This is a genomic window from Nonomuraea guangzhouensis, assembly GCF_019396345.1.
In the GTDB taxonomy this organism is placed as follows: Bacteria; Actinomycetota; Actinomycetes; order Streptosporangiales; family Streptosporangiaceae; genus Nonomuraea; species Nonomuraea guangzhouensis.
The window spans coordinates 79658-104848 of the sequence record NZ_JAHKRM010000022.1 but is presented as its reverse complement, the minus strand read 5'-3'; the positions used below and the strand labels follow the sequence as shown (position 1 = coordinate 104848).

At 69.6% G+C, this 25191-nt stretch carries 20 protein-coding genes; 9 read left to right on the top strand and 11 right to left on the bottom strand.

The features are described 5' to 3' along the window. Positions 1 to 73 precede the first annotated feature (73 nt). Positions 74 to 1183 (top strand): magnesium/cobalt transporter CorA, encoded by a 1110-nt coding sequence (corA, locus tag KME78_RS38890; protein WP_219534470.1) that lies wholly within the window; start codon positions 74 to 76, stop codon positions 1181 to 1183. Between the two features lie 15 nt (positions 1184 to 1198). Here corA and KME78_RS38885 read toward each other — a convergent pair whose 3' ends face one another. Beyond that, positions 1199 to 2107 (bottom strand): glycerophosphodiester phosphodiesterase family protein, encoded by a 909-nt coding sequence (locus KME78_RS38885; RefSeq protein WP_219534469.1) that lies wholly within the window; start codon positions 2105 to 2107, stop codon positions 1199 to 1201. Positions 2108 to 2179: 72 nt separating this feature from the next. Then, complete coding sequence (locus KME78_RS38880) at positions 2180 to 2596, bottom strand: GNAT family N-acetyltransferase (RefSeq protein ID WP_219534468.1); 417 nt, start codon at positions 2594 to 2596, stop codon at positions 2180 to 2182. A gap of 86 nt (positions 2597 to 2682) precedes the next feature. On the opposite strand from KME78_RS38880, the gene KME78_RS38875 reads away from it, so the two are divergent. Then, positions 2683 to 3333, top strand: coding sequence for a GNAT family N-acetyltransferase (locus KME78_RS38875; protein WP_246652834.1), 651 nt, complete (start codon positions 2683 to 2685; stop codon positions 3331 to 3333). 67 nt (positions 3334 to 3400) lie between these two features. On the opposite strand, the gene KME78_RS38870 is transcribed toward KME78_RS38875, so the two are convergent. From KME78_RS38870 to fbaA, 3 genes are all read right to left on the bottom strand, one after another. Beyond that, positions 3401 to 4684 carry an adenylosuccinate synthase gene (locus KME78_RS38870; protein WP_219534467.1) on the bottom strand — a complete coding sequence of 428 codons (1284 nt, stop codon included), beginning with the start codon at positions 4682 to 4684 and terminating at the stop codon, positions 3401 to 3403. Between the two features lie 98 nt (positions 4685 to 4782). Continuing rightward, entirely contained in the window at positions 4783 to 5193 is a 411-nt protein-coding gene (locus KME78_RS38865; protein WP_219534466.1) for a DUF3151 domain-containing protein, read from the bottom strand. A 34-nt stretch (positions 5194 to 5227) separates the two neighbouring features. Then, a complete protein-coding gene (gene fbaA, locus KME78_RS38860) occupies positions 5228 to 6250 on the bottom strand; it encodes a class II fructose-bisphosphate aldolase (protein ID WP_219534465.1) in 1023 nt (340 codons plus the stop codon). A gap of 115 nt (positions 6251 to 6365) precedes the next feature. Here fbaA and KME78_RS38855 point away from each other — a divergent pair, with 115 nt between their 5' ends. Beyond that, positions 6366 to 7058, top strand: coding sequence for a DedA family protein (locus KME78_RS38855; protein WP_219534464.1), 693 nt, complete (start codon positions 6366 to 6368; stop codon positions 7056 to 7058). Between the two features lie 83 nt (positions 7059 to 7141). Next, positions 7142 to 7543, top strand: a complete 402-nt coding sequence (locus KME78_RS38850; RefSeq protein ID WP_219534463.1) for a hypothetical protein — start codon at positions 7142 to 7144, stop codon at positions 7541 to 7543. Here KME78_RS38850 and pyrE read toward each other — a convergent pair. Continuing rightward, positions 7518 to 8051, bottom strand: coding sequence for an orotate phosphoribosyltransferase (gene pyrE, locus KME78_RS38845; RefSeq protein WP_219534462.1), 534 nt, complete (start codon positions 8049 to 8051; stop codon positions 7518 to 7520). The genes KME78_RS38850 and pyrE overlap by 26 nt on opposite strands. 131 nt (positions 8052 to 8182) lie before the next feature. Between pyrE and KME78_RS38840 the strand changes: the two genes are divergently transcribed. Continuing rightward, the gene (locus KME78_RS38840; RefSeq protein ID WP_219534461.1) at positions 8183 to 11449 is read left to right on the top strand and encodes a sigma factor; all 3267 of its coding nucleotides are present in this window, start codon (positions 8183 to 8185) and stop codon (positions 11447 to 11449) included. Between the two features lie 180 nt (positions 11450 to 11629). Further along, on the top strand, positions 11630 to 12799 hold the full coding sequence (locus KME78_RS38835) for an NYN domain-containing protein (protein ID WP_372455034.1): 1170 nt from the start codon (positions 11630 to 11632) through the stop codon (positions 12797 to 12799). Between the two features lie 457 nt (positions 12800 to 13256). On the opposite strand, the gene KME78_RS38830 is transcribed toward KME78_RS38835, so the two are convergent. After that, positions 13257 to 13886 (bottom strand): response regulator, encoded by a 630-nt coding sequence (locus tag KME78_RS38830; RefSeq protein ID WP_219534460.1) that lies wholly within the window; start codon positions 13884 to 13886, stop codon positions 13257 to 13259. Positions 13887 to 13889: 3 nt separating this feature from the next. After that, complete coding sequence (locus KME78_RS38825; protein ID WP_219534459.1) at positions 13890 to 18059, bottom strand: hybrid sensor histidine kinase/response regulator; 4170 nt, start codon at positions 18057 to 18059, stop codon at positions 13890 to 13892. Positions 18060 to 18180: 121 nt separating this feature from the next. Here KME78_RS38825 and KME78_RS38820 point away from each other — a divergent pair, with 121 nt between their 5' ends. Continuing rightward, complete coding sequence (locus tag KME78_RS38820; protein WP_246652833.1) at positions 18181 to 19725, top strand: PP2C family protein-serine/threonine phosphatase; 1545 nt, start codon at positions 18181 to 18183, stop codon at positions 19723 to 19725. Positions 19726 to 19775: 50 nt separating this feature from the next. Here KME78_RS38820 and KME78_RS38815 read toward each other — a convergent pair whose 3' ends face one another. The 3 genes from KME78_RS38815 to rho all read right to left on the bottom strand — a co-directional run bounded on the left by KME78_RS38815 (position 19776) and on the right by rho (position 23899). Beyond that, complete coding sequence (locus KME78_RS38815) at positions 19776 to 21542, bottom strand: S9 family peptidase (RefSeq protein ID WP_219534458.1); 1767 nt, start codon at positions 21540 to 21542, stop codon at positions 19776 to 19778. A 143-nt stretch (positions 21543 to 21685) separates the two neighbouring features. Beyond that, complete coding sequence (locus KME78_RS38810; protein ID WP_219534457.1) at positions 21686 to 22702, bottom strand: putative RNA methyltransferase; 1017 nt, start codon at positions 22700 to 22702, stop codon at positions 21686 to 21688. A gap of 93 nt (positions 22703 to 22795) precedes the next feature. Next, positions 22796 to 23899, bottom strand: a complete 1104-nt coding sequence (gene rho, locus KME78_RS38805; RefSeq protein ID WP_219534456.1) for a transcription termination factor Rho — start codon at positions 23897 to 23899, stop codon at positions 22796 to 22798. A 381-nt stretch (positions 23900 to 24280) separates the two neighbouring features. Here rho and KME78_RS38800 point away from each other — a divergent pair, with 381 nt between their 5' ends. Together KME78_RS38800 and KME78_RS38795 are read left to right on the top strand one after the other, a co-directional pair. Continuing rightward, positions 24281 to 24430 (top strand): hypothetical protein, encoded by a 150-nt coding sequence (locus KME78_RS38800; RefSeq protein ID WP_219534455.1) that lies wholly within the window; start codon positions 24281 to 24283, stop codon positions 24428 to 24430. A gap of 9 nt (positions 24431 to 24439) precedes the next feature. Next, the gene (locus KME78_RS38795; protein ID WP_246652832.1) at positions 24440 to 25180 is read left to right on the top strand and encodes an MBL fold metallo-hydrolase; all 741 of its coding nucleotides are present in this window, start codon (positions 24440 to 24442) and stop codon (positions 25178 to 25180) included. Positions 25181 to 25191: the final 11 nt, after the last annotated feature.

Below are 25191 nucleotides of genomic sequence, written 5' to 3'. Positions count from 1 at the left end.
CACGCTTTTTCCTTGATTGAGGTGACTTTTCGTCGCGCGTGGAGCGTGCCAGGTCGGGCGGAAAGGGACTGCCATGCGCTCGTCCACGATTTTCCGTCGCACCACCCGTCACCCCGTACAGCCGCATGTCTCGCGCCAGCTCACCAAGCCGGTACGTGAGAGCTGCGTGCCTCCTATTAACTCCATCGTCGAGTTCGGCGCCTACATCAAGGGCAAGAAGGTCGACGCCGCGGGCATCGAGGAGTCGCTCGACCTGGTCCGCGAGCACAACAGCCAGTCCGACGGCGCCAAGGCGTTCGTCTGGGTCGGCCTGCACGAGCCCGACGCCCCCGAGGTCGAGTGGCTGGCCGGTGTGTTCGGCCTGCACCCGCTGTCCGTGGAGGACGCGGTCAAGGCCCACCAGCGCCCCAAGGTCGAGCGCTACGGCGACTCCCTGTTCATGGTGCTCAAGTCCATCGCCTACCTGGACCACGACGAGCTGACCGCCACCAGTGAGATCATCGCCACGGGCGAGATCATGGTGTTCCTCGGCGTCGACTTCGTGGTGACCGTACGACATGGCCGGCACTGCCCGCTCACCGAGGTGCGCGAGCGGCTCGAAGACAAGCCCAAGCTGATGGACCGCGGCCCGGCGGGTGTGCTGCACGCCATCGCCGACCACGTCGTCGACCGCTACCTCCAGGTCGCCGACCTCATGCAGCTCGAACTCGAAGAGGTCGAGGCGACCGTTTTCGCCGACGTCAGCTCCCGCGACATCAACCGCATCTATCAGCTCAAGCGGGAGATGCTGGAGCTGAAGCGGGCGGTCACACCGCTCCAGGCGCCGCTGGCCGCGCTGCCCCAGCGCCGGGTGATCCCGTCGGAGATGCGCGAATACTTCCGCGACGTCGGCGACCACCTCTCCCGCGTGTGCGAGCAGGTCGAGTCGTCGAACGAGCTGTGCAGCTCGATCCTGCAGGCGGCGCTGGCCCGCTCGAACGCGCTGGCCAACGAGGACATGCGCAAGATCTCGTCCTGGGTGGCCATCATGGCCGTGCCCACGATGATCGCCGGGATCTACGGCATGAACTTCGACTTCATGCCGGAGACCAACCAGGTATGGGGCTATCCGGCCGTGCTCGCCGTGATGATCACCGCCTGCGTCCTGCTGCACCGCGGCTTCCGCCGCAACGGCTGGCTCTAGCCGCCCGGCAGGTCCTCAGACCCCCACGGGCCGCCTGAGCGGTCCGACGGGGTCGGGCAGCTGCAGCCCGCGCTCCCGCCACAGCTCGCGCATCCGATCGGGGTAGTCGGTGACGATCCCCGACACCCCCAGGTCCAGCATCCGGGCCGCCAGCGCCTTGTCGTTGACGGTCCAGACCGCGACGTCCAGCTCTGCCGCGGCCACCTGGGCCATCAGGTCCTCGTCGACCATCACGTGCTCGGGTGACAACGTCGTGGCCCCCGCCTCACGGGCGGCGGCCGGGATGTCGTCGCCCAGCGGGCCGTTCCAGTGCAGGGTGTCGAGCTCGATCAGCGCGAAGCGCCGCGTGTCCGGCGCCAGCCTGGCGGCGTGGCCGATGATCCGCCAGTCGAAACTGAGTATCGCCGCGTTGTCCAGCCTGCGGTGCCGGTCGAACTCCTCCAGCACGAGCTCGGTGAACACCTCGGGGTCGGCCGTCAGCTCCGGCCTGGTCGGGTCGGACTTGAGCTCGACGTGCAGGCGTACGTCCTCGGCCTCGTAGGCGTTGACCAGGCCGAGCACCGCGCCCAGCGTGGGCATCCGGGTCTCGGGCATCGCCCGTTGCGTCAGCGCGAACGGATCGTCGGCATGCCGGGGCAGCCGCACGCCCACGTCGAGCGTGCGCAACTGGGCCAGCCCGAGCGAGTTGATCGGCTTGCCGACATAGGGGAAGTGGGGGTCGTCCTTCGCGATCGGCCGCGTGTCGGCACTGGTCACGGCCGAGACCGTGAGGTCGTGGGTCAACACGAGGCGCCGATCGGCGGTGAGCGCGACGTCGAACTCGAGCGCGTGCACCCCGAGCTCCATCGTGCGGCTCAGCCCGGGAAGCGTGTTCTCGGGCCACAGGCCCCTCGCTCCCCGATGACCGTGAATCTCAACGCGCACACCGGGGACACTACCGTGCCGCGTGCCGCGATCACGACGTGCCACGCCGCGCCCCTTTTGTGGTGAGTATGGCTATTCCTGGCAGAACGTCCATACGTAGACCATCTGGTCCCACTCGGGCGATCCGCCCGCTCCGCCGTACGTGGCCTGGGCCGCCTTGTTGTCCTCACCGGTGGCCACCCACATGCCGTAGCAGCCGCGTTCGCGGGCGAGCCCTTCCAGGGCCGAGACCAGCGACCTGGCGATGCCCTGGCCGCGGAAACGCTCGTCCACGCCGAGCTCGTAGAGGAACATCTCGGTCCCCTTGTCGGGGTGGGTGGTCTCGACCCCGGTGATCATCCCGGCCGGGGTCTCGTCCACGTAGGCGATGAGCAGGTGGTGCCCCTCATCCGCGAGGAACCTCGCGGTGGCCGCCGGTAGAGGAGCGGCGTCGAAGAGGTGGCCGGCCGCCTCGACGGCCTCGGGCCGGGTGGCACGACGGATGTCCATGGCCGGAGCGTAAGCGCAGGTCGCCGCGCCACGCGCGCCATTTATTAGGTCGATAAATGCGACTCTGTGGCAATAAGCTGGCGCTCATGATGGAGGCACTCGAAACGGTCCGGCCGGAAATCGTCCGGGCCTGGGTCGACGGCTGGGTGGTCTCGCGCCACGCCCCGCTGCCCGTACGGGAGCCGTGGGGCCTGCGAGTGGACGTCGGCCGGCCCGGCCACGTCAGCCGCCACATCCTGCCCGCGCCCAATCCCGGCGACCTGCGGTTGCTGGCCGAGACGATCAGCACGCCGGGCACCTGGCTCAAGCTCTGCGCCCCCGCGGAGGCGGTCGTCCCCTGGCTCACGCCGGCGTGGTCGATCGACGAGCCGGAGTTCATGATGACGGGGCCGCTGTCGCGGGGCCGGGCCACGGCTCCCGACGGCTACACGCTGGCCGTCACCACCCGGTCGGACGTGACCGTGGCCCGCCTGCTCACGGCGGCGGGCGAGATCGCGGCCCGGGGGCAGATCGCCGTCACGGGGCGTACCGCGGTCGTGGACCAGGTCGAGACCGCGCCGGAGCACCGCCGTCGCGGCCTGGGCAGCGTGGTCATGACGGCCCTGGCCGACATCGCCGCCTCCCGCGGCGCCAGGACGGGCATCCTGGTGGCCACACCCGCCGGTCAGGCCCTCTACCGGACCCTCGGCTGGACGACCCGCACACCGATGACCGCCGCCGTCCTGGCGGCTTCCTGAGAGCATTCCTGACCCCCGAGGTACGGCCGGCGACGCGGTGCCGGCCGTACCCGTGATACCGGGAAGGTCAGACGAGAGAGCGGATCACCAGCGTCTGGGCGCGGCCGGGGCCGACACCGATCGCGGAGATCGGCGCACCGCTCATCTCCTCCAGCGCCCGCACGTACGACTGCGCGTTGGGCGGCAGGTCGTCGAAGGTCTTGGCGCCGGTGATGTCCTCCTGCCAGCCGGGCAGCTCCTCGTAGATCGGCTTGGCGTGGTGGAAGTCCGTCTGCGTCATCGGGATCTCGTCGTGCCGCTCGCCGTCGACCTCGTAGGCCACGCACACCGGGATCCGCTCCAGCCCGGACAGTACGTCCAGCTTGGTGAGGAAGAAGTCGGTGACCCCGTTGATCCGGGTCGCGTAGCGGGCGATGACCGCGTCGAACCAGCCGCAGCGCCGGTTGCGGCCGGTCGTCACGCCGTACTCGCCGCCGGTCTGGCGCAGCCACTCGCCCATCTCGTCCTCGAGCTCCGTGGGGAACGGGCCCGAGCCGACACGGGTGGTGTACGCCTTGAGGATGCCGATCACCTTCGTGAGCCGCATCGGCGGGATGCCGGACCCGGCGCAGGCGCCGCCGGCGGTCGGCGAGGAGGAGGTGACGAACGGGTAGGTGCCGTGGTCGATGTCGAGCAGCGTGCCCTGACCACCCTCCAGCAGCACGAACTTGCCCTCGTCCAGCGCCCGGCTCAACACCAGCGAGGTGTCGGCGATGTGCGGCTTGAGGCGTTCGGCGTAGCCCAGGTACTCCTCCACGACGGCCTGGGCCTCGATGCCGCGCCGGTTGTAGACCTTGGTGAGCACCTGGTTCTTCTCGGTCAGCGCGACCTCGATCTTCTTGGCCAGAATGCCGGGATCGAGCAGGTCCTGGACCCGTACGCCCATCCGGTAGATCTTGTCGCCGTAGGCGGGCCCGATGCCCCGGCCGGTGGTGCCGATCTTGGCCTTGCCCAGGTAGCGCTCGGTGACCTTGTCGAGCGCTTTGTGGTGGGGCATGATCAGGTGCGCGTCGGCGGAGATCAGCAGGCGCTCCGCGGAGATGCCGCGCGCCGCCAGCCCGTCGATCTCGCTGAGCAGCACTCCGGGGTCTATGACGACGCCGTTGCCGATCACCGGCACCACGTGCGGCGACAGGATTCCGGTGGGCAGGAGGTGCAGGGCGTATTTCTGGTCGCCGATGACCACGGTGTGACCCGCGTTGTTGCCACCCTGATAGCGGACGACGTAATCGACGTCGCCACCGAGCAGGTCGGTGGCCTTGCCCTTGCCCTCATCGCCCCACTGGGCACCAACGAGAACGACAGCCGGCATGGTTCAGTCTCCTGAGCACAAAACGAAACCCCTGGCGCAAGTGCGACAGGGGCTCTTGCGTAGAGAGACTACCCGAGTCTGCCTATTCGTCCCAAGTGTTAGTTCTTGGTAAGCGCGTCGTAGGCCGCCTCACTGCTGTCCTTGAGGAACTGCATGCACCGCTCGGCTTCGTCCTTCTCGCCGATCGCCTGAGCGGCCCTGGCGAGCGAGTAGAGGCAGCGCAGGAAGCCGCGGTTCGGCTCGTGCTCCCAGGGGACGGGACCGTGCCCCTTCCAGCCGCTCCGGCGGAGCTGGTCGAGCCCGCGGTGGTAGCCGGTGCGCGCGAAGGCGTAGGAGGTGACGGCGTGGCCCTGCGCGAAGTACTCCTCCGCGAGCGTGGCCCAGGCCGCCGGGTAGGCGGGGAAACGGGCTGCCACGTCGGCGGCCTTGGCGCCGGCTTCGAGCGCCTCCCTGGCCTCGGGCAGGTCCGGCAGTTGAGTCGGGGGCGGCCCGGCGAGAAGGTTATCCATAGGACAAGTCATACCCGCCGAGCCGCCGACGTGGCTAGGAGATCTTGGTCCCAGCTGATTTGAGGTGCTCACACGCCTCGACGATGCGGGCCGCCATCCCGGCCTCGGCCGACTTGCCGTAGGCGCGCGGGTCGTACGCCTTCTTGCTGCCGACGTCGCCGTCGACCTTGAGCACGCCGTCGTAGTTACGGAACATGTGATCGGCGATCGGCCTGGTGAAGGCGTATTGGGTGTCGGTGTCGACGTTCATCTTGACCACGCCGTAGGAGATCGCCTCGTGGATTTCCTCCATCGCCGATCCGGAACCGCCGTGGAAGACCAGGTCGAACGGTTTGTCCTTGCCGTACTTGCCGCCGACGGCCTCCTGGATGTCCTTCAGCACGCTGGGCCGCAGCTTGACGTGGCCCGGCTTGTAGACGCCGTGCACGTTGCCGAACGTGGCGGCCAGCAGGAAGCGGCCCTGCTCGCCGATCCCCACGGCCTCGGCCGTGGCCAGCGCGTCCTCGGGCGTGGTGTAGAGCTTCTCGTTCATCTCGCCGACGACGCCGTCCTCCTCGCCGCCGACGACGCCGATCTCCATCTCCATGATGATGTTGGCGCGGTGGCACTTGTCGAGGAGCTCCTTGGCGATCTCCAGGTTCTCCTCCAGGGGTACGGCCGAGCCGTCCCACATGTGCGACTGGAAGAGCGGGTCGAGGCCCTTGGCCACACGCTCCAGCGAGATGTCGATCAACGGCCGCATGAAGCCGTCGAGCTTGTCCTTGGGGCAGTGGTCGGTGTGCAGCGCGACCGTCACCGGGTATTTGGCGGCGACCACCCTGGCGTACTCGGCCAGCGCCGTCGCGCCCACCACCATGTCCTTGACCGTGGCGCCGGACAGGAACTCCGCGCCGCCGGTCGACACCTGGACGATGCCATCGCTCCCGGCTTCGGCGAACCCGCGCAGCGCGGCGTTGAGCGTCTGGGAAGAGGTCACGTTGATCGCCGGGTAGGCGAATCCGCCCGCCTTCGCGCGGTCGAGCATCTCGGCATAGACCTCTGGGGTTGCTATAGGCATGCTTCATCTCCCTGAGAAGTACGGCTTCGCGCAGCCCAGTATCCCGGTCCGCTACCCCGCGTGGTAGAGACAACTCGCGGCGGCCAAGAGCGTTCATGCCGGGTAGGCTCGCCTCGTGGACTGGCTTTCCAACCTCCTGGACCCGACGTGGTGGCTGACGATTCTCGGCGCCTTCGCGACCGTCGGCGTCCTGGCGATCATCTTCGCCGAGACGGGCCTGCTCGTCGGGTTCTTCCTGCCCGGTGACTCGCTGCTCGTCGCCGCGGGCATCTTCAGCTCCGCCGCCGCGGCGAAGGGGATCGGCATCGAGCCGCTGTCCTTCCCCGTGCTGCTGATCGCCACACCGCTGTGCGCGGTGGCGGGCGCCCAGCTCGGGCATCTCATAGGGGCCAAGGTCGGCGGGAGGTTGTTCGACAAGCCGGACTCGCGGCTGTTCAAGAGAGAATATGTGGAGAAGGCCGAGCACTACTTCGTGAAGTTCGGTCCGGCCAGAGCGGTGATCATCGCCCGCTTCGTGCCGATCGTCCGCACGTTCATGAACCCGGTCGCCGGCGTCCTGGAGATGCCGGCCCGCACGTTCTTCCTCTGGAACACCATCGGCGGCCTGGTGTGGGTCGAGAGCATGCTGCTGATCGGCCACTTCCTCGGCGGCCAGGTCGACCCCACCAAGATCGACAAGTACATCCTGCCCGGGGTCTTCCTCATCGTGTTCATCTCGGTGATCCCGATCATCGTCGAGGTGATCAAGACCCGCAGGGCCGCCAAGCAGGTGCCGGAGCCCAACGGTAAGCACCACCGCGTGGGTTGATCCCTGACGGTGAGCGGCAATGATCGAGATCGCCCCCGCCTACGAGTACGCTCCCCCTTGTGGGACGCCACAGGTCAGATCCGATGGGCCTCGCCCGCCTCGCGCTCGCCGTCCTGGCGGCGGTGGCCGTGGTGACGCTCCTGGTCGTCGGCGGTCGCGCGCTGATCACCTCGCTCGACACGCGACAGCAGCAGCCCGAGCGCGCGAACGTCGCCGCCCAGCCGCAGGCCAGCGCCCAGGTGCCGACTGTCCGCATCGAGTGCATGGCCGACACCTGCCCCCTCGTCACGGTGCGCGTACCAGGCGGCGATGTGCTGCAATATCGCGACATGAGCAGGGGCGAAGAGGTCAGCTACTTCGAGCCCGAACTCGACGTGGTGCTCACCGACGCGGCCACGGTCCTGGTGACCGAGAACGGCAAGGCCCGCGCGCCGGGCAAGGCCGGTGCGCGGGAGGCGTTCACAGTCCGAGGTCCTGGAGCGTGAACGCGGAGCGGTAGTCGAGCCCCTCCTCGGCCATCCGGGGCGCGGCGCCCCGCTCGACGATCGTGGCCACCGCGACCACCTCGGCGCCCGCCTCGCGCAGCGCCTCGACGGCCGTCAGCGGGGAGGCGCCGGTCGTGGAGGTGTCCTCGACGGCGAGCACCCGGCGGCCCTTGACCTCCGGCCCCTCGATCCTGCGCTGCATGCCGTGCGCCTTCTGCGCCTTGCGCACCACGAACGCGTCGAGCGGCCGCCCCTGCGCCGCGGCGGCGTGCATCATCGCGGTCGCCACGGGGTCGGCGCCCAGCGTCAGCCCGCCCACGGCGTCGAACTCCAGATCCTTGGTCAGGTCGAGCATCACCCTGCCGACCAGGGGCGCGGCCACGCCGTCGAGCGTGATCCGGCGCAGGTCGAGGTAGAAGTCGGCCTCCTGACCCGAGGAGAGCACGACCTTGCCGTGCACGACGGCCTTCTTCTTGATCTCGGCCAGCAGGTTGTCGCGATCTGTCATGGCACCAAGCTTAGGGTCCTGGCCGGGACGAGAGCCGGTCCGGTCGGAAGGTAAAGACGGCCAGTCGGTTTAACCATGACGGCGGCTGCGGAATGCTCGGGAGGGCAACTTTAGGTAATCGTGAGGTAACAATGAGTGGTGAATCGCCATCGCCATCGCCATCGCCATCGCCGTCGCTGAGCGATGCAGATCTTCTTCACGCGGTCAGAGCCGGCGACGCCACCGCCTACCACGAACTCCACGAGCGCCACGTAGCCGCCGCGCGCTCGCTGGCCCGCCAGCTCGTCAGGGGCGAGGCCGAGGTCGAGGACGTGGTCGCCGAGTCGTTCACCAAGATCCTCGACCTCGTCGGCCGCGGCGGCGGCCCCCAGGCCGGGTTCCGGACGTACCTGCTGACCGTGGTGCGGCGCACCGTCCATGACCGGACGCGGGTGGCGAACTGCCCGGTGCCCGCGGGCGAGACCTTCGATCCCGATGTGCCCTTCGTCGACCCGGCCCTCATCGGCCTGGAGCAGTCGCTGATCGCCAAGGCGTTCCTGTCGCTGCCGGAGCGGTGGCGAGCGGTGCTCTGGCACACCGAGGTCGAGCACTCCCCACTCGCCGACGTGGCTGTCCTGCTCGGCCTACCGGCCAACGGCGTGACCGAACTCACCCGCCGCGCCCTCGCCGGCTTGCGCCAGGCGTACCTGCGGATCCGCCTGACCGCTCCGACCCGTCATGCGTGCCGTCCGGTGCTCTTCACGATGAGCCGCTACGTCAGGGGCGGGCTGGCCAGGCGCGCGTCCAAGGCGGTGGACGAACATGTGAAGGACTGCCCCGAATGCCGCGCCGTCCTGCTGGAACTGACCGACGTCAACCGGGGCCTGCGCGTCATCATCGGCCCGATGATCGCCGGACCGGTCTTCGCCGGGTACGCGACGGCACTGGCCAAGACGAGAACCGCGAGCTGTGGTTCGGACGGGCTGGGCTGGATCCTGCGGTTGCCGCTGGGTTGGGTCTGGCGTGTGCTCGGTGGGATCGGGCGTGGGCCCAAGTACGTGGTCGGTGGGATCGGGTGGGCGTCCAGGGGCGTGGTTGCTTGGGTAGGGCGGGTCTTCGGGAACGTGGCCGGTTGGGTCGGGCGGGTCTCCGAGCGCCTGGTTGGTCGTGTCGGGCGGGTGTTGCTCGGGTGGGTGTGCGTGCGCGGCGAGGGTGGACAGGTGCCCAGGCGCGTCCTCGGCTGGGTCCGGCGGGTGCCCACATACGCGCAGGCGGCGATCGCCAGCGGTACCGCCGCCGCAGTGGCGGCCGCTGCCATGTTCGCGCTGATCACGGCCGAGGATCCGGTAAGAAGGCCGGTCGCCAAGCCCGTCGCGTCAGCCGGACCGCCGCCTGTACGGCCGCTCGAAGATCCCACGCGACCGGCCCCCGAACGTCCGGCGGCGCCCCCAGGGCAGAGGCCGCACGGACCCCGCCTGCACGCCACGATCGGCGCACTCGGCGCACTGGTCCGCGACCGGCCCGGCATCATCGCGATACGCCTCCGCAACTCGGGCAACGCCCCAACCCGCGAAATCGAGGCCGCCGTAGACCTGCCCACAGGCGTCACGCTGATCCCCTCAGGACACCACGCCCGGGGTGCGGCTGCGGGCGTCGCGCTGCGGCGGCCGGGCGGCTACGGCGGGGGCGTCGCGTTGGAGCGGTCGCGCGGTTATGGCATGGGTATGGCTGCGGGCGTCGTGCCATCGGCCATCTACGGCCGGGGTGCGGCTGCGGCTGCCATGCCGTCGGCCACCTACGGTCGGCGTGCGGCGGTGGGCGTCGCGTTGGAGCGGCTGGGCGGCCACGGTGGGGATGTGACTGCGGGTGTCATGTCGTCGGCCGTCCACGGCGGGGGTGTGGCTGCGGGTGTCGCGCTGGGTCGGTTGGGCGGCCATGGCCGGGACGTGGCTGCGGGCGCCGTGCCGCCAGGTGGATACGGTCGCGGGGTTGCCGTGGTCACGCCCGTTGGGACAAGGGGCGGCTGGAGCTGTCGTCCGGCCAGGCAGGGCGCGACGTGCGTCAGGGGGCCGCTTAAGGCGGCTCGCAAAACCGCCGTCTTCCTGCGCGTCCAGGTGGCCGCCCAAGCGCCTCAGGGAGCCGGTCCCGCCGTCCGGATCACGTCCGGCTCCCTGCGGGCCGCAGCGCACTCCGCGGCCGGGGTACGGCAGGTGGGCGCGTCCGCCAGGTTCGCCGCCGACGGCAAGGTGACGGTCAGGGCGATCGGTAACTCGATGCTGAGCTGCCCGGCGGGGCGCGACGGCTGTGCGGAGGTCGGGCAGCGACAGGGCGAGAGGCAGGGCGACAGGTGGGACGGTGGGTTGTGGCCCATGGACGCCGTCGATGAGGACGGGGTAGCGGGAACGTACGCCTCCAGCGGCGCCACTCTGCGGCGGCCCCCGGGCGGGCGGGTCGTGTGGGCGGGTCTCTACTGGTCGGCCGGTGGGGAGAGCGCGGGGCCGATCAGCCTGCGACCGCCGGGTCGTCGGCGTTACCTGTCCATCAGGCCTGAGCAGGTGACGGTCAGTGAGCTGCCCTCGGGGTTCGCGTACCAGGCGTTCGCCGACGTGACCGGGCTGGTCGGGAGTGCCCGGCGGGACGGCATGTGGTGGGCGGCCGACCTCCCGATGCGGGAGGGGGCCGCGCGGCACGCCGGATGGAGCCTGGTGATGATCGTGACCGATCCCGCAGGACCGTACAGCCATGCCGTCGTGCTCGATACGGCGACCGTCGTCGGCGGCGAGGCCGATCAGGTGCGGATCCCGCTGGGCGGCCTCGTCTCCGCGGGCTCGGCCGCCCGGATGCCGCGAGGCGGCCTGGTTCCCACGAGCTCGCCAACAGGCGGCCCGGTCCCCGCAGGCTCACCCGCCCGGGTCCCTCGGGGAAGCCCGTTCGCCATGGCCTCGCCCGTGCGGGTCCCTCGGGGAGGCCCGTTTCCCACGGGGTCGCCCGCAGGCGGTCCGGTCCTCAGGGCGTCGGCCGCTCAGATCCCTCAGGGTGGCCCGGTTCCCGCGGGGTCGGGTGCCCACATCCCTCAGGGCGGGCCGGTTTCCGCAGGATCAGGCGCGCGGATCCCGCAGGGGCGAGCGGTCCGCAAGAGCTCGCCTGCGCGGATCGAGATGGTGACCTGGGAAGGCGATGCCGATCTCGGCGGGGATCGGCTCTCGCTGGGCTCGGGGGCGCTCACTCCGGCAGGGGGCGATCGTGATGCGGGTAACGTTTTCGACAGCTCGTCCAACGGCGCCAAGGGAATGACGTTCGGTGTCGATGTCGATACTTTCGGTGCCGAACTCGGCAATGACCCGGCGCTGGCGATCGCTACGCGGGAGGATGTGGTGCTGTTCGCGATTGCCGCTGTGTGTGTTCGTGCCCGGTCGTGACCAAAGTCCGACATATTGGTACGGTCAGCCCGAATGCACCGGCGTATGGTCGGGGCAGGGGCGAATCGTCGGGATTAACCCTCGCGCGATCACCTGCTTTCATTACCCTGAGACAGGGCCGCCGCGTCCGGCTCTGACGGTGCACGAGTCTGCTCAGGTCGGACCACCAGGAAAGGGGCCGTGTCAGTGGATCGCTGCGCGCTGTTCGTGGACGCTGGCTATCTGCTGGCCGACGGCGCGATGGCCGTGCATGGGACCCGCCATCGTGAAGCCGTGGCCTGGGACTATCCAGGGCTGTTGCAGCTCATGTCAAGCCTCTCGCGCGAACGCACCGGGCTGCCGCTGCTGCGGTGCTACTGGTACGAGGCGACCGTCGAAGGACGGCGCACGCCGGAGCACGACGTGCTGGCCGACATCCCCGGTCTCAAGCTCCGCCTCTCGCGCATCCGTCCAGGACGGCGCGAAGGCGTGGACGCCCAGGTTCACCGCGATCTGATGACGCTCGCCCGAAACAGCGCCATCTGCGACGCCGTCGTGGTCAGCGGTGACGAGGACCTGGCCCAGGTGGTCTGCGACGCGCAGGACCTCGGCATCAGGGTGACCGTCGTGCACATCGCGACCGACGGCGGCTGGGCCGTCGCCCGCTCGCTCACTCAGGAGAGCGACGACCTCATCGAGCTGGGCGGCGTTCACCTGCGCCCCTACGTCAACCTGATGACCGGCGCCATCGAGGTGACCAACGGCCACCACCAGCCGGTCAGCAACGGCCACGGCGGCCACGCGCAGCGGGAGCTGCCGCCCGCCGAGTCGAGCGGGGGCAACCACTCCGCCGGCTCCGGGCGCCAGAACGCCAACGGCATTATGCCGTCGGCGGGGCGCCGCCAGTCGCCGCAGCCGTCGCTGCCCGCCTACTCCGACTACCAGCCCGACCCGCCGTCGGCCGCCCCGGTGACCGGGCCGATCCCGCAGCAGCCGCAGGCGCCGACGACCGGGCAGTTCAACTCGCCGTCCAACGGCACCTACCAGCCCTCGCAGCTCGGCGCCTACACCGGACCGCAGCCCGCGCCCGTCTCCCAGCAGCCCTCGGCCGCCACGGGCGGGGCCACCACGCTGTCCGACGCCGTCAAGGCCGCCCACCGGGAAGGGCACGACTTCGGCGAGTCCGTGGCCCGCGACGCTCCGGCCCTGTGGCTGGAGGCCGTGCTGGCGCGCAAGCCACGGATGCCCTCCGATCTGGAGGCCCGCCTGCTGCAGGGCTCGTCGCTGCCGATCGACTTCCTGCTGCACGACGAGGTACGCCACGCGCTGCGCCGCGGCTTCTGGGACGCGTTGGAGCGCGCCAGGCACTAGCCAGGCACCAGCCTGGCGGGTCCCCGCGGCTGGAGGGGCCGGTGCGATTGCCGTACCGGCCTCAGCGCCTCGTGCGAATGGCGCCCCGCCCCGGCCTCAACGCCCTCGTGCGGATGGGCATAGCGCCCCCGTAACCGGTCGTACGGACGGTTTAGCGGCCCCTGTAACCGACCGCGGCATCCACGGGAGGGGCGCCTCCCGTCGGGACGGCATGGCGGCCGGACTCGGCTTCCGTACAGACGGCAGGCTGGCGCCAGCGTCAGCGTACGGACGGCAGCGCGCGCCTCTAACACCTGGCCTCAGCGTTCCCGTACGGACGGCAGCGCGCGCCTCAAACGTCCGGCCTCAGGGCTTTCGTGTCGACGACAACCCGGCCTCAGCGCTCCGGCACGGACGGCAGAGCGCGCCGCGGCGACGACCGCCACATCTGGAGCGACCTCTTATCCACAAGGCGAATTCACGACAGGGCGTCGAAGCCGGCGCGGAGGTGGGCGAGCCGGTCGGCGAGGTCGGAGAGCGGGGCCGCCACCCCCGGGTCCGGCGACTTGCGCGCCAGCTCGCGTACCCTGGCCAGCTCGTCCTCCGCCGCCATCAGCCGCCGGGACAGCTCGGGCAGGATCGCCGACTGGTCGCCCGCGCCCGGCGGCAGCTCGGCGCTCAGCCGCTCGCGCAGCATCGAAGCCTGCTCGGCCAGCCGCTTGTTCATGTTGTACAGCTCGGTGAAGACCGACACCTTGGCCCGCAGCACCCACGGGTCGAACGGCTTGGTCAGGTAGTCGACGGCGCCCGCCGCGTAGCCGCGGAAGGCGTAGTCGGGCGCGCTGTCGACCACGGTGAGGAAGATGATCGGGATGTTCCTGGTCCGCTCCCGCCGCTTGATGTGGGCGGCGGTCTCGAACCCGTCCATGCCCGGCATCCGTACGTCGAGCAGGATGAGCGCGAACTCGGTGTTGAGCAGTGCCTTGAGCGCCTCCTCGCCGGACCTGGCGCGTACGGGCACCAGGTCGAGCGAGCTGAGGATGGCCTCAAGGGCGATCAGATTCTCCTCCCGGTCGTCGACCAGGAGGATCTTGGCACGATCCGGCATCGATCACGCCCCTTCGGCTGATGACTCGCCAGTGGATCGCCCTCGGCCGAGCCAGCCGCGCAGGCGTTCGAGCAGCCGGTCGACGTCGACGGGCTTGGGCACGTAGTCGGAGGCGCCCGAGGCGATGCTCTTCTCGCGATCGCCCCGCATGACCTTGGCGGTCAGCGCGATGATCGGGAGATCGGCGAACTGGGGCATGCGCCTGATGGCCGAGGTGGTGGCCCAGCCATCCATCTCCGGCATCATGATGTCCATCAGCACGAGAGCGACGTCCTCGTTCCGTTCGAGCTGCTCGATTCCTTCGCGGCCGTTTTCAGCGTAGACGACTGTGGAGCCGTGCCGTTCGAGAACGCTGGTCAGGGCGAACACGTTACGGATGTCGTCGTCGACGATGAGGATCTTCGCGCCGTTGAGCGGGTCGTCGCCGTGCCACTGGCTGGTCTCGGCGGGCGGCTCGATCAGCTCGGGCAGCGGCAGGTCGAGCGGGATCGGCGGCTCGTGCAGCGCGGTCGCCGGCTCCTCGACCGGCACGGAGAGCAGTTGCCTGCGCTCGATGCCGCTCTCGACCTCCGCCAGCGGGCCCGTGTAGGAGGCCGGCAGGTAGAGGGTGAACGTGCTCCCCTTGCCCAGCTCGCTGTCGACGTGGATCTCGCCGCCGAGCAGCAGGGCGATCTTGCGGCAGATCGACAGGCCCAGTCCGGTGCCGCCGTACTTGCGGCTGGTGGTGCCGTCGGCCTGCCTGAACGCCTCGAAGATGACCTCGCGCTTGTCGGGCGCGATGCCGATGCCGGTGTCGATCACCTGGAAGGCGAGCAGGTCGTGGGCGCCGTGCAGGGTGTCGTCGTCGAACTCGACCCCGGCGGGCACGGGCGTGACCCGTAGCTTCACCTCGCCCTTCGGCGTGAACTTCACCGCGTTGGACAGCAGGTTGCGCAGCACCTGCTGCAGCCGCTGCTCGTCGGCGCGCAGCTCCTGCGGCACGCCGTTGTCCACCTCGACCGCGAAGGCCAGCCCCTTGTCCTGGGCGAGCGGCGCGAACGCCGCCTCCAGGAGATCGACCATCTTCGGCAGCGACACCTGGATCGGATGGATGTCCATCCGGCCCGCCTCGACCTTGGACAGGTCGAGCATGTCGTTGATCAGCTGGAGCAGCGCGGACCCCGCGCCGTGGATCGTCTTGGCGAACTCGACCTGCTGCGAGGTCAGGTTGCCCTCGGCGTTCTCGGTCAGCAGCTTGGCCAGCACGAGCAGGCTGTTGAGCGGCGTGCGCAGCTCGTGGGACATGTTCGCGAGGAACTCGGACTTGTAGCGCGAGGACACGGCCAGCTGCTCGGCGCGCTCCTCCAGCGTGCGGCGGGCCTGCTCGATCTGGAAGTTCTGGATCTCGATGGCGCGGTTCTGCTTGGCCAGCAGCGCCGCCTTGTCCTCCAGCTCCGCGTTGGACCTGCGCAGCTCCTCCTGCTGGCGCTGCAGCTCGTCAGAGCGTTCCTGCAGCTCGCGGGTGAGGCGCTGCGACTCCGTCAGCAGGTCCTCGGTGCGCGAGTTGGCGATGATGGTGTTCATCGTGACGCCGATGGTCTCGACGAGCTGGGTCAGGAAGTCGAGATGCACCTCGCCGAACGGGGTGAACGAGGCCAGCTCCAGCACGCCCAGGACGCGGTTCTCGAACAGGATCGGGAGTACGACGATCTGCGCGGGCGTCGACTGGCTGAGGCCGCTGTCGATGGTGATGAACCGCGGCGGCACGTCGTCGAGGACGATGTGCCGGCCCTGGGCCGCGGCCTGGCCGACGATGCCCTCGCCGACCGCGAAGCGCTGACGCGGGCCGCGGTCGGGGCGTACGCCGTAGCCGCCGATCAGCAGCAGCTCGTGCTCGCCCTCGGGATCGACGCCGTAGAAGGCGCCGTAGCGGGCCGACACCAGCGGCGTCAGCTCGCTCATCGTCAGCTTGGCCACCTCGAACAGGTCGCGGTGGCCCTGCATGAGCCGGGAGATGCGGGCCAGGTTGGACTTGAGCCAGTCCTGTTCCTGGTTGGCCTGGGTGGTCTCGCGGAGGTTGGCCACCATCGAGTTGATGTTGTCCTTCAGCTCCGCCAGCTCGCCCTGCGCCTCGACGGCGATCGAGCGGGTCAGGTCGCCTCTGGCCACGGCGCTGGTCACGGTGGCGATCGCGCGTACCTGGGTGGTGAGGTTGCCGGCCAGCTCGTTGACGCTCTCGGTGAGCCGCTTCCAGGTGCCCTCCACGCCCTCGACCCGCGCCTGGCCGCCCAGCCGGCCTTCCGAGCCCACCTCGCGGGCGACCCGGGTCACCTCGGAGGCGAACGACGACAGCTGGTCGACCATCCGGTTGATGGTCGTCTTGAGCGCCAGGATCTCGCCCTGGGCGTCCACGTCGATCTTGCGGGTGAGGTCGCCGTTGGCGACCGCGGTGGTCACCTCGGCGATGTTGCGCACCTGGTACGTCAGGTTGTTGGCCATGAAGTTGACGTTGTCGGTGAGGTCCTTCCAGACCCCCGACACGCCCTGCACCCGGGCCTGGCCGCCGAGCTGACCCTGCGTGCCGACCTCGCGGGCCACCCGGGTCACCTCGTCGGCGAAGGACGAGAGCTGGTCGACCATCGTGTTGAGGGTGTCCTTGAGCTGGAGGATCTCCCCCTGCGCGTCGACGGTGATCTTCCTCGACAGGTTGCCCTGGGCCACCGCGGACGAGACCGCCGCGATCTGGCGTACCTGGGAGGTCAGGTTGTTGGCCATCGAGTTGACGTTCTCGGTGAGGTCCTTCCAGACCCCGGAGACACCGCGTACCTGCGCCTGGCCGCCCAGCTGTCCCTCGGTGCCCACCTCGCGGGCCACCCGGGTCACCTCGGAGGCGAACGACGACAGCTGCTCGACCATCGTGTTCATGGTGGACTTGAGCTCCAGGATCTCGCCCTGGGCGTCCACGTCGATCTTGCGGGTGAGGTCGCCGTTGGCCACGGCCGTCGTCACCTGGGCGATGTTGCGTACCTGATAGGTGAGGTTGTAGGCCATCGAGTTGACGTTGTCGGTGAGGTCCTTCCAGACGCCCGACACGCCCTTCACCTCGGCGCGCCCGCCCAGCTTGCCCTCGGTGCCGACCTCGCGCGCCACGCGGGTCACCTCGTCGGCGAAGGACGAGAGCTGGTCGACCATCGTGTTGAGGGTGTCCTTGAGCTGGAGGATCTCGCCCTCCGCGTCGACGGTGATCTTCTTCGACAGGTTGCCCTGGGCCACCGCCGTCGCCACGGTCGCGATGCTGCGTACCTGGCTGGTGAGGTTGTTGGCCATGAAGTTGACGTTGTCGGTCAGGTCCTTCCAGACCCCGGACACGCCCGTCACCTGCGCCTGGCCGCCGAGCTGGCCTTCAGTGCCGACCTCGCGGGCGACTCGGGTGACCTCCTCGGCGAAGCCGGAGAGCTGGTCCACCATCGTGTTGACGGTGTTCTTCAGCTCGAACATCTCGCCCACGGCGTCGACCGTCACCTTGCGGCTCAGGTCGCCCTTGGCCACGGCGGTGGTCACGACCGCGATGTCACGCACCTGCGCGGCCACGCGGGAGGACATCGTGTTGACGGCCTCGGTGAGGTCGCGCCAGCTACCGGACATGCCGCGCAGGTTGGCGCCGCCGCCCAGCCGGCCCTCGGTGCCGGCCTCCCGGGCCACCCTGGTGACCTCGGAGTTGAACAGCGCGAGCTGGTCGACCATGCCGTTGATCGCCTTGCCCAGGCGGCGTACCTCGCCGCGGGCCGAGCGGTCGAGATCGATCCGCCGCGACAGGTCGCCCTTGGCCACCGCGTCGATCACGTCGGCGGCGCCGCTCACCGGGCTCACCAGGGCATCGATCAACATGTTGACCGACTCGACGCTCTCCGCCCAGGCGCCGACTCCCGGTCCTGGCGTCAGCCGCTCGCCGAACCGGCCCTCCTTGACAACTTCCTTGCGTACGCGCACCAACTCGTTGGCGAGGTGTTCGCGACGGTCTGCCACTTCGTTGAGCAGCAGCCGCACCTCGCTGAGGATGCCGGCCGGGGCATGGGGGACCCGGCGGCGGAAATCGCCGTCTCGCCAGGAGAACAGGGTCTCTAGGATCGGGACGAGATCCGACTCGGTGTAAGTCCTCTCCTCAGAGCTCAATGCGGCCTTGGCCGTTGTCATGGGACCTCCTTCACTCCCGGGGTGCCACCGCGAGTAGGTACAAGTCTGTCACGATGAGTAGCTCCTAGTCCCGTCCCTTGGATTACCCCAAGTCAACAGGAAGTGTGGTAGGCACGTTGCGATGACTGGTACTCCCCATGCGGTGTTGGCCGCCACGTTCGCGCCCGGCGACACCGCTGTGACGGCTGCGATGAGGTTCACCCGTGAGGTCCTGACCGCGTGGGCAGTCGGCAGCGTGCTGCATGTGGCCGAGCAGGTCGCCGCTGACCTGGCCGAACAGGCGATAGATGAGCCGTTCGAAGTCATCTGGAAGCATTTCGGCGACGCCGTACAGGTGGAGTTGAGACAGCGGAGCAGCTCGCAGGGCGACCCGAAGGCTCCGTCCGTGGGGGTAGAGGAGTGGGGCATCACCTTCGCGGGCGAGTCTCGTGTCCATTGGGCAAGACTCACGCTACCCGGCTCCACGGACAAAGTGGCATCCGAGTGGCTGGAGGAGAGCGCCAGGGGGCCGCATTGGCTGGGGTTCCTGGCTGACGCGAGTGACCTGCTCGCGGGCACTCTCGACCCCGACATGGTGCCCGCCATCATCGCCCAGATCGTGGTGCCGCGGCTGGCGAGCTGGTGCGCCGTCTACACCTCTGACACCGCTGTCGGCCCGCTGCGGCTGGTCTACCTCTGGCACGCCGACGAGGCCAGGATCGACGGGCTGCGCGAGCAACTCGGCGACATGGACGCGATGATCGCCGACGCCCGGGTCACCTCCACCGTCCACCTGGCCGACTCGCAGGTGCTCGCGGTCCCCCTGACCGCGCGCGGCCGGGGCCTGGGCATGATGTGCCTGGGCCGGCCCGACCGCTTCACCGACGAGGTCATCCAGTTCGCCGAGGACATCGGCCGGCGGGCGGCGCTGGCCACCGACAACGCCCGCGTCTACGCGCAGCAGGCCGCGGCCAACCGGGCGCTCCAGCGCAGCCTGCTGCCGCCGAACGAGCCCGAGGTGCCCGGCCTCGACTACGGCGTCGTCTACGAGCCCGCCGGCGAGGCCAACGAGGTCGGCGGCGACTTCTACGACCTGTTCAAGGCCGGCGACGACTCGTGGCGGTTCGCGATCGGCGACGTGTGCGGCACCGGCCCGGAGGCCGCCGCCGTGACGGGCCTGGCCCGCCACACCCTGCGCCTGCTCGCCCGCGAGGGCTACGGAGTGGCGGCCGTGCTCGGCCGGCTCAACCAGGCGATCCTGGAGGAGGGCGAACGGGCCAGGTTCCTCACCCTGCTGCACGGCGACATCACGCCGGTGGCGACCGGTTTGGAAGTACGCCTCGTGTCGGCCGGTCATCCGGAGGCGCTGCGCCTCAAGCCGAGCGGCGTGGTCGAGACGGTGACGACCCCGCAGTCGTTGCTCGGCGTCTTCCACGAGGTGGTGTTCGAGGCCGACACGCTGCATCTCGACCACGGCGACGTGCTGTTGGCCGTCACCGACGGGGTGACGGAGCGGCGCTCGGGCGGGCGGCTGCTCGACGACGACGGCGGTCTGGCCAAGCTGCTCGCCGAGTGCGCCGGGCTGTCGGCCCGCGCGGTGGCGGAGCGGATCCGCAGGGGGGCGGCCGACTTCGCCACTGAGCCGAGCGCGGACGACCTGGCGATCGTCGTCCTCCGGGCCCGCTGACCCTGTTTCTCCACGCTGGTTGACAACGCGACTTTACAAAAAGTCGATTATCAGAGTGGGTTTACGTGCTTGCGGGCGAATTCAAGCTGTAGTGCTATTTGCGCGATCCGTTCGGACATGACCAGGGAGCCGCGGATCGCGTCGTAGGCGTAAACCTCGTGCTCCCGGCCATGCTCGGCCAGTTTCGCCACGTACTTCTCTATCTGCCGCAGCGGGCACCGATTGTCGTTCTCGCCGGCCAGGATCAGCACCGGGCTCTCCACCCGGTCCACGTAGGTGATGGGGGAGCTGGCGGCGTAGCGCTCGGGCTGCTCGTCGGGCGAGCCGCCGAGCAGCGCCCGGTGGTAGGCGCGCAGGCTCTCGGCCTCGTCCTCGTAGGAGGTCTGGTGGCAGGCGATCGGCACCGCCGCGATGCCGGCCGTCCACAGCTCGGGCTGGGTGCCGAGGCCGAGCAGCGTGAGGTAGCCGCCCCAGGCGGTGCCCGCCAGCAGCATCCTGGTGGGGTCGGCGATGCCGCGCTCGACGACATGCTCGCGTACGGCGGCGACGTCGGCCAGCTCGATGTGGCCGACGTCGCTGTGGAGCGCGTCGCGCCAGGCCGTGCCGTAACCGGTCGAACCTCGGTAGTTCACCCGCACCACCGCGAAGCCGGCGTCCACCCAGGCCGCGACCTCGGGGGAGAAGGCGTCGCGGTCGTGCATCGTCGGGCCGCCGTGCAGCAGGAACACAGTGGGGTAGGGCGCGGCCCCGGTCTCCGGCCGGGAGACCAGCGCGTGGATCCTGCCGCCGGGGCCGGGCACGTCGAGGTCCTCGACCGGGACGCTCGGCGGCGCCGAGGGGCCGCTGGGGTTGAGCACGACCTGGCCGTTGCTGGAGCGGATCACCGGCGGGCGGGAGGCGCTGGACCACGAATATTCGACGTTGCCGCCGGGCCGTGGGCCCGCCTCGTCGATCACGCCGTGCGGCGTTTCGAGCAGGGTCAGGCCGCCGCCCGCGAGGTCGTAGCGGTGCAGGTAGCTGCGGGCGCGATTGTCGCGGGTGATGAGCAGGCCGCGGCCGTCGTCGTACCAGTCGGCGGTCAGTTCGCCGGAGTCCTTCATCCAGATCTCGCGCTGCTCGCCGGTCACCGGGTCCCAGACCAGAGGTTCCTGGCGCTGGCGGCGTTCGTGCAGGGCGAGCATGCGGCGATCGCCCGGCACCGGGGCGAACCTGAGGCCGATCACGCCTTTGTCGGGGCCGTCGTAGAGCTCGGCGACGGCCTCGCCGTTAGGGCGGACGACGCGGAGCGCCGGATGACGGAAGTCGCCGTACTCCGCATGATTTATCGCGATAAGTGCGCCGTCGAGGGACATGTCGGCCACCCAGGCCGCCTCGGCGTGCTCGTAGAGCAGGCGGGAGGGCTCGCCGGGACGTACCAGATGGATCCTGAACGAACCCTCACTGGCCAGGCTGATCGCCGCGACGCCCGCCGTGGACAGGGCGATCCCGCCCGGCTGGCCGGGGCCGAGGTCATGGGCGACCGGCTCGTCGGGGCCGCCGGTGAACGGCTGGCGCCACCACAGCCCGAACTCGTCGCCCTCGGTGTCGGCGAACCAGTAGATCCATTGGCCGGTGGGATCGATCGCGGCGTGGGCGGTGCCCTTGGGTCTGTCGGTCACCTGGCGGTTGGCGCCGCTGGCACGGTCCCAGGCGTAGACCTCCCAGGTGCCGGTGGCGTTGGAGCGGTAGATGGAGCGGCTCGGGGCCAGCCGCGCCCAGGACGGCAACGTCATGCGTGACGCCCGGAACCTGGCCTGCCAGCGTTCCTCGGCCTTCATCCGGCGCGCCCCCCTCCCTCTCTCACCCCGCCTCCGGGCGTGGGTTGCCGTCCAGTATTGCGCCTGTCTCGCGGAAATACTCCGAGAATGTGGGGGAATTTCGGACTAAATGCCCCATCAATAACACGAGTCCCAGATGTCCGTCAAGGAACAGCTCTTGATCGTGGTGACGCCTCGAAGATAGACAGTTGGAACGCAGCCCTAGCCACCACTTTTTCTCGCTTTTTCGCGGTTTCCCGAGAGACATAGCTCGAAATCCGCTTGGCCAGCTCGGTCGCCTCAGTGTGCCACGCGCTCGGCCCCATCCCCACCACCCCGGCGACCTCGCCGGGATCCAGCTCCAGGTCGAACTCGACCGTCCGCCGGTCGGCCTCCTCGAACCCTTCGAGGCTCCTGGCCAGCCGCCGTTCCTTCTCCTCGTCGACGGAGAGCAACCCGAGCTCCTGGACGAGCGGGCTCAGATGCGCCCGAGCGGGCGTCACGACGACCACCACGCCGCCGGGCCGCAGAATGCGGCGGAACTCGGGCCCGTTGCGGGGCGCGAACACGTCGATGACTATGTCGGCCACCCCATCCCTGATGGGCAACGGCCGCCACACATCGGCCACGAAGGCCCCCACCCTCGGGTGCGCCCGAGCCGCCCGCCGCACAGCGTGTTTGGACACGTCGAATGCCATCCCGATGCCACGGTCCACCGCTCTCAGCACCGTCGCCAGGTAGTAACCCGTCCCGGCTCCGGCATCAACGATCACCGGCTCCTCCGCGTGGCCGGCCTCCTGCCGCGCCGCCCCCGCCTCGCGAGCCACTGCGGCACTACGGTACGCCTTCTCGGCCGCCGCGTCCGGCAGTGCCGAGAACCTATCCCTACGGAAAGCGTCGCCTTCCCGGCCATTGGCACTCTGTATCCGCAACCGCACACTCTCGGCGAGAGCGTCGGCGAGCGGAGCGTAGTGTCCGGCCCCCAGGAACTCGGCCCGTGCCGCCACCATCGCCGCGCTGTCGGCCGTCCCCGGCGTCCGCGACCCGACCAGCAGGCTCACGTAGCCCTGCTTGGCCACGTCGAACGCGTGGCCCTCGGCGCAGCGCAGCGTGTCACCCGCCAACCGCACTTCATGGGCACAGACCGGGCAGGCCAGGTATTCGACGATGTCAGCCAGCATGCGCCCATTCTCACGGCCGCTGGGCACTTGACGCGCCAAAGGAAAGATGGGCGGGGTGGTCACGCCCGAATGTGTATGTCGTGGAGAAACGCGTCAGGCGCTGGCCTGGAGCAGGAAGGCCGCGTTGGACGGTGTCTCGCGGAGCTTGCCGACCAGTAGTTCCAGTCCCTGCTGCCGGTCCAGTGCGGTGAGCATCCGGCGGAGCTTCCAGACCACCTGCCGCTCGTCGGCCGGCAGCAGGATCTCCTCGCGGCGGGTGCCGGATATGCCCAGGTCCACGGCCGGGAAGAGGCGGCGTTCGGCCAGGTCACGGGCCAGGTGCAGCTCCATGTTCCCGGTGCCCTTGAACTCCTCGTACAGGCTGTTGTCCATGCGCGACCCGGTGTCCACCAGCACGGTGGCCAGGATCGTCAGGGAGCCGCCGCCCTCCACGTTGCGCGCGGAGCCGAAGAAGCGCTTCGGCGGGTAGAGAGCCGTGGCGTCGATGCCACCGGTGAGCACGCGGCCACCGCTGGGTGCCAGGTTGTTGTACGCGCGCCCGAGCCGGGTCAGCGAGTCGAGCAGCAGCACGACGTCCTGGCCGTTCTCCACGAGGCGCTTGGCGCGCTCGATGGCCAGCTCGGCGATCGCGGTGTGGTCGCGGTCGGGATGGTCGAAGGTCGAGTAGAAGACCTCGCCCTGGATGGAGGCGCGCATCTCCGTGACCTCTTCGGGGCGCTCCCCGACGAGCACGACCATGAGGTGCGTCTCCGGGTGGTTGCGCGCGACGGCCGCCGCGAGCGACTGCATGACCATGGTCTTGCCGGCCTTGGGCGGGGCCACGATGAGCCCGCGCTGACCCTTGCCGATGGGCGCGAACAGGTCGATGACGCGAGTGCTGAGCGACTCCGTCTCGATGCGCAGGCGTTCGGTGGGATGGATCGGCGTCAGGTCGGCGAAGTGCGGACGGTGCCGCCACTCGGTGGTGCCGTTGACGGACTCGATCTCGATCAGCTTGCCGCCCGCGACGGTGGCGACGACGTGGTCGCCGGGGCGCAGGCCGAACTGCTTGACCCGGTCGGGCGGCAAGCGGGCGTCATCCGGGCCGGGCAGGTGCCCCGCGCGGATGAAGGCGCCTTTCTCCCGGATGTCGAGCAGGCCGGTGACCTGCCGAGTGGGAGCGGCGGCGCGCGGTTTGGGAATGGTTTGAACAGACATGATGAACCCTCCTCGAGGGCAACGCCGAAAAAGCCGGCGAGTGAAGAAATGAGCCTGGCCCGAGAACACCGGGCGGGGCGATGGGGGAAGTGGCGGAGCAAGAAGAAGCTCAACGCCGCTGGCAACGTATCACACGTTCCGGCCCATACAACACCTAGCCCGCTTGGGCTATTCCCGGGGGGTTCTCGCGTCTTCCGCCTCGGCGCGCGGAGCGCGGCGTAACAATGTTCTTCTCGGCACGGAGCGCTGCGAATTACCGCAGCAGGTGTGCACGACGACACAGATCGCCCATCAACGCACCGGCATCCTGTCAAGTGAGATGCAGGGCCACTGCAATCCGATGAGGCTTTCATAGAGACACGACTCCTTGGGGGGATCACCATGAAGACGAGCACCCTTTGCCCGCGGTGTGACAACGAGCTCGACGAGGGCCCGATCATGTACCGGTGCGCGCACTGCTGCCGCGCCGTCTACGCCGCGGACCTCGAGAACGAGTACATCCCGCGCCAGCGCGTGGCCGCCGCCGCCTAGTCTGGGCGGATGCCACACAAGCCGCGTACGATCTCCGGCGTCGAGGTGACGCCTCTCTGCGACGCCGTGGGTCCCATGGGACCGACGATCCGCCGCCCGCTCACCGAGATGTTCCCGGGGGGAGGGCTCGCGGACGGGCCGTGGATCCTGCACTTTCACTGCTATCTGCTGCGTGATCCGGCGGGCCGGGTAACGCTCGTCGACACCGGCATCGGTGGCGCGGACTCACCGGCGTCGAGCTGGGCGCCGGTGCCCGGGACCCTGCCCGGTGAGCTGGCCGCCGCCGGAGTGGATCCGGCCGAGATCGGCACCGTGATCCTCACCCACCTGCACAGCGACCACGCCAGTGGCGCGGTCGTCGAGGGCCGGCCGCTGTTCGAGAACGCCAGGTACGTTCTGCAGCAGGCCGAGGCCGACGCGGCCCAAGGCGCGATGCTCGATCAGATCCTCACCCCGATCAAGGGGCAGCTACAGGTCGTCGACGGCGACGCCGAGGTCGCGCCGGGCGTGCACGTCCATCTGGCGGCGGGGCACACCCCCGGCCACCAGATCGTCCGGCTCGGCGAGCTGGCGATGACCGGCGACCTGGTGCTGCATCCGGCGCAAGTGGCCGATCCGAGCATTCATTACGTCTACGACGACGACCCCGTGAAGGCGGCCGCCACGCGTGCCGAGGTGCTCGGCGGGCTGCGGGCCGAGCGCGCGGTGCTCGCCACCGCGCACTTCGACGACCCGTTCCTGGAGCTCTGAAAAGCCTCGGC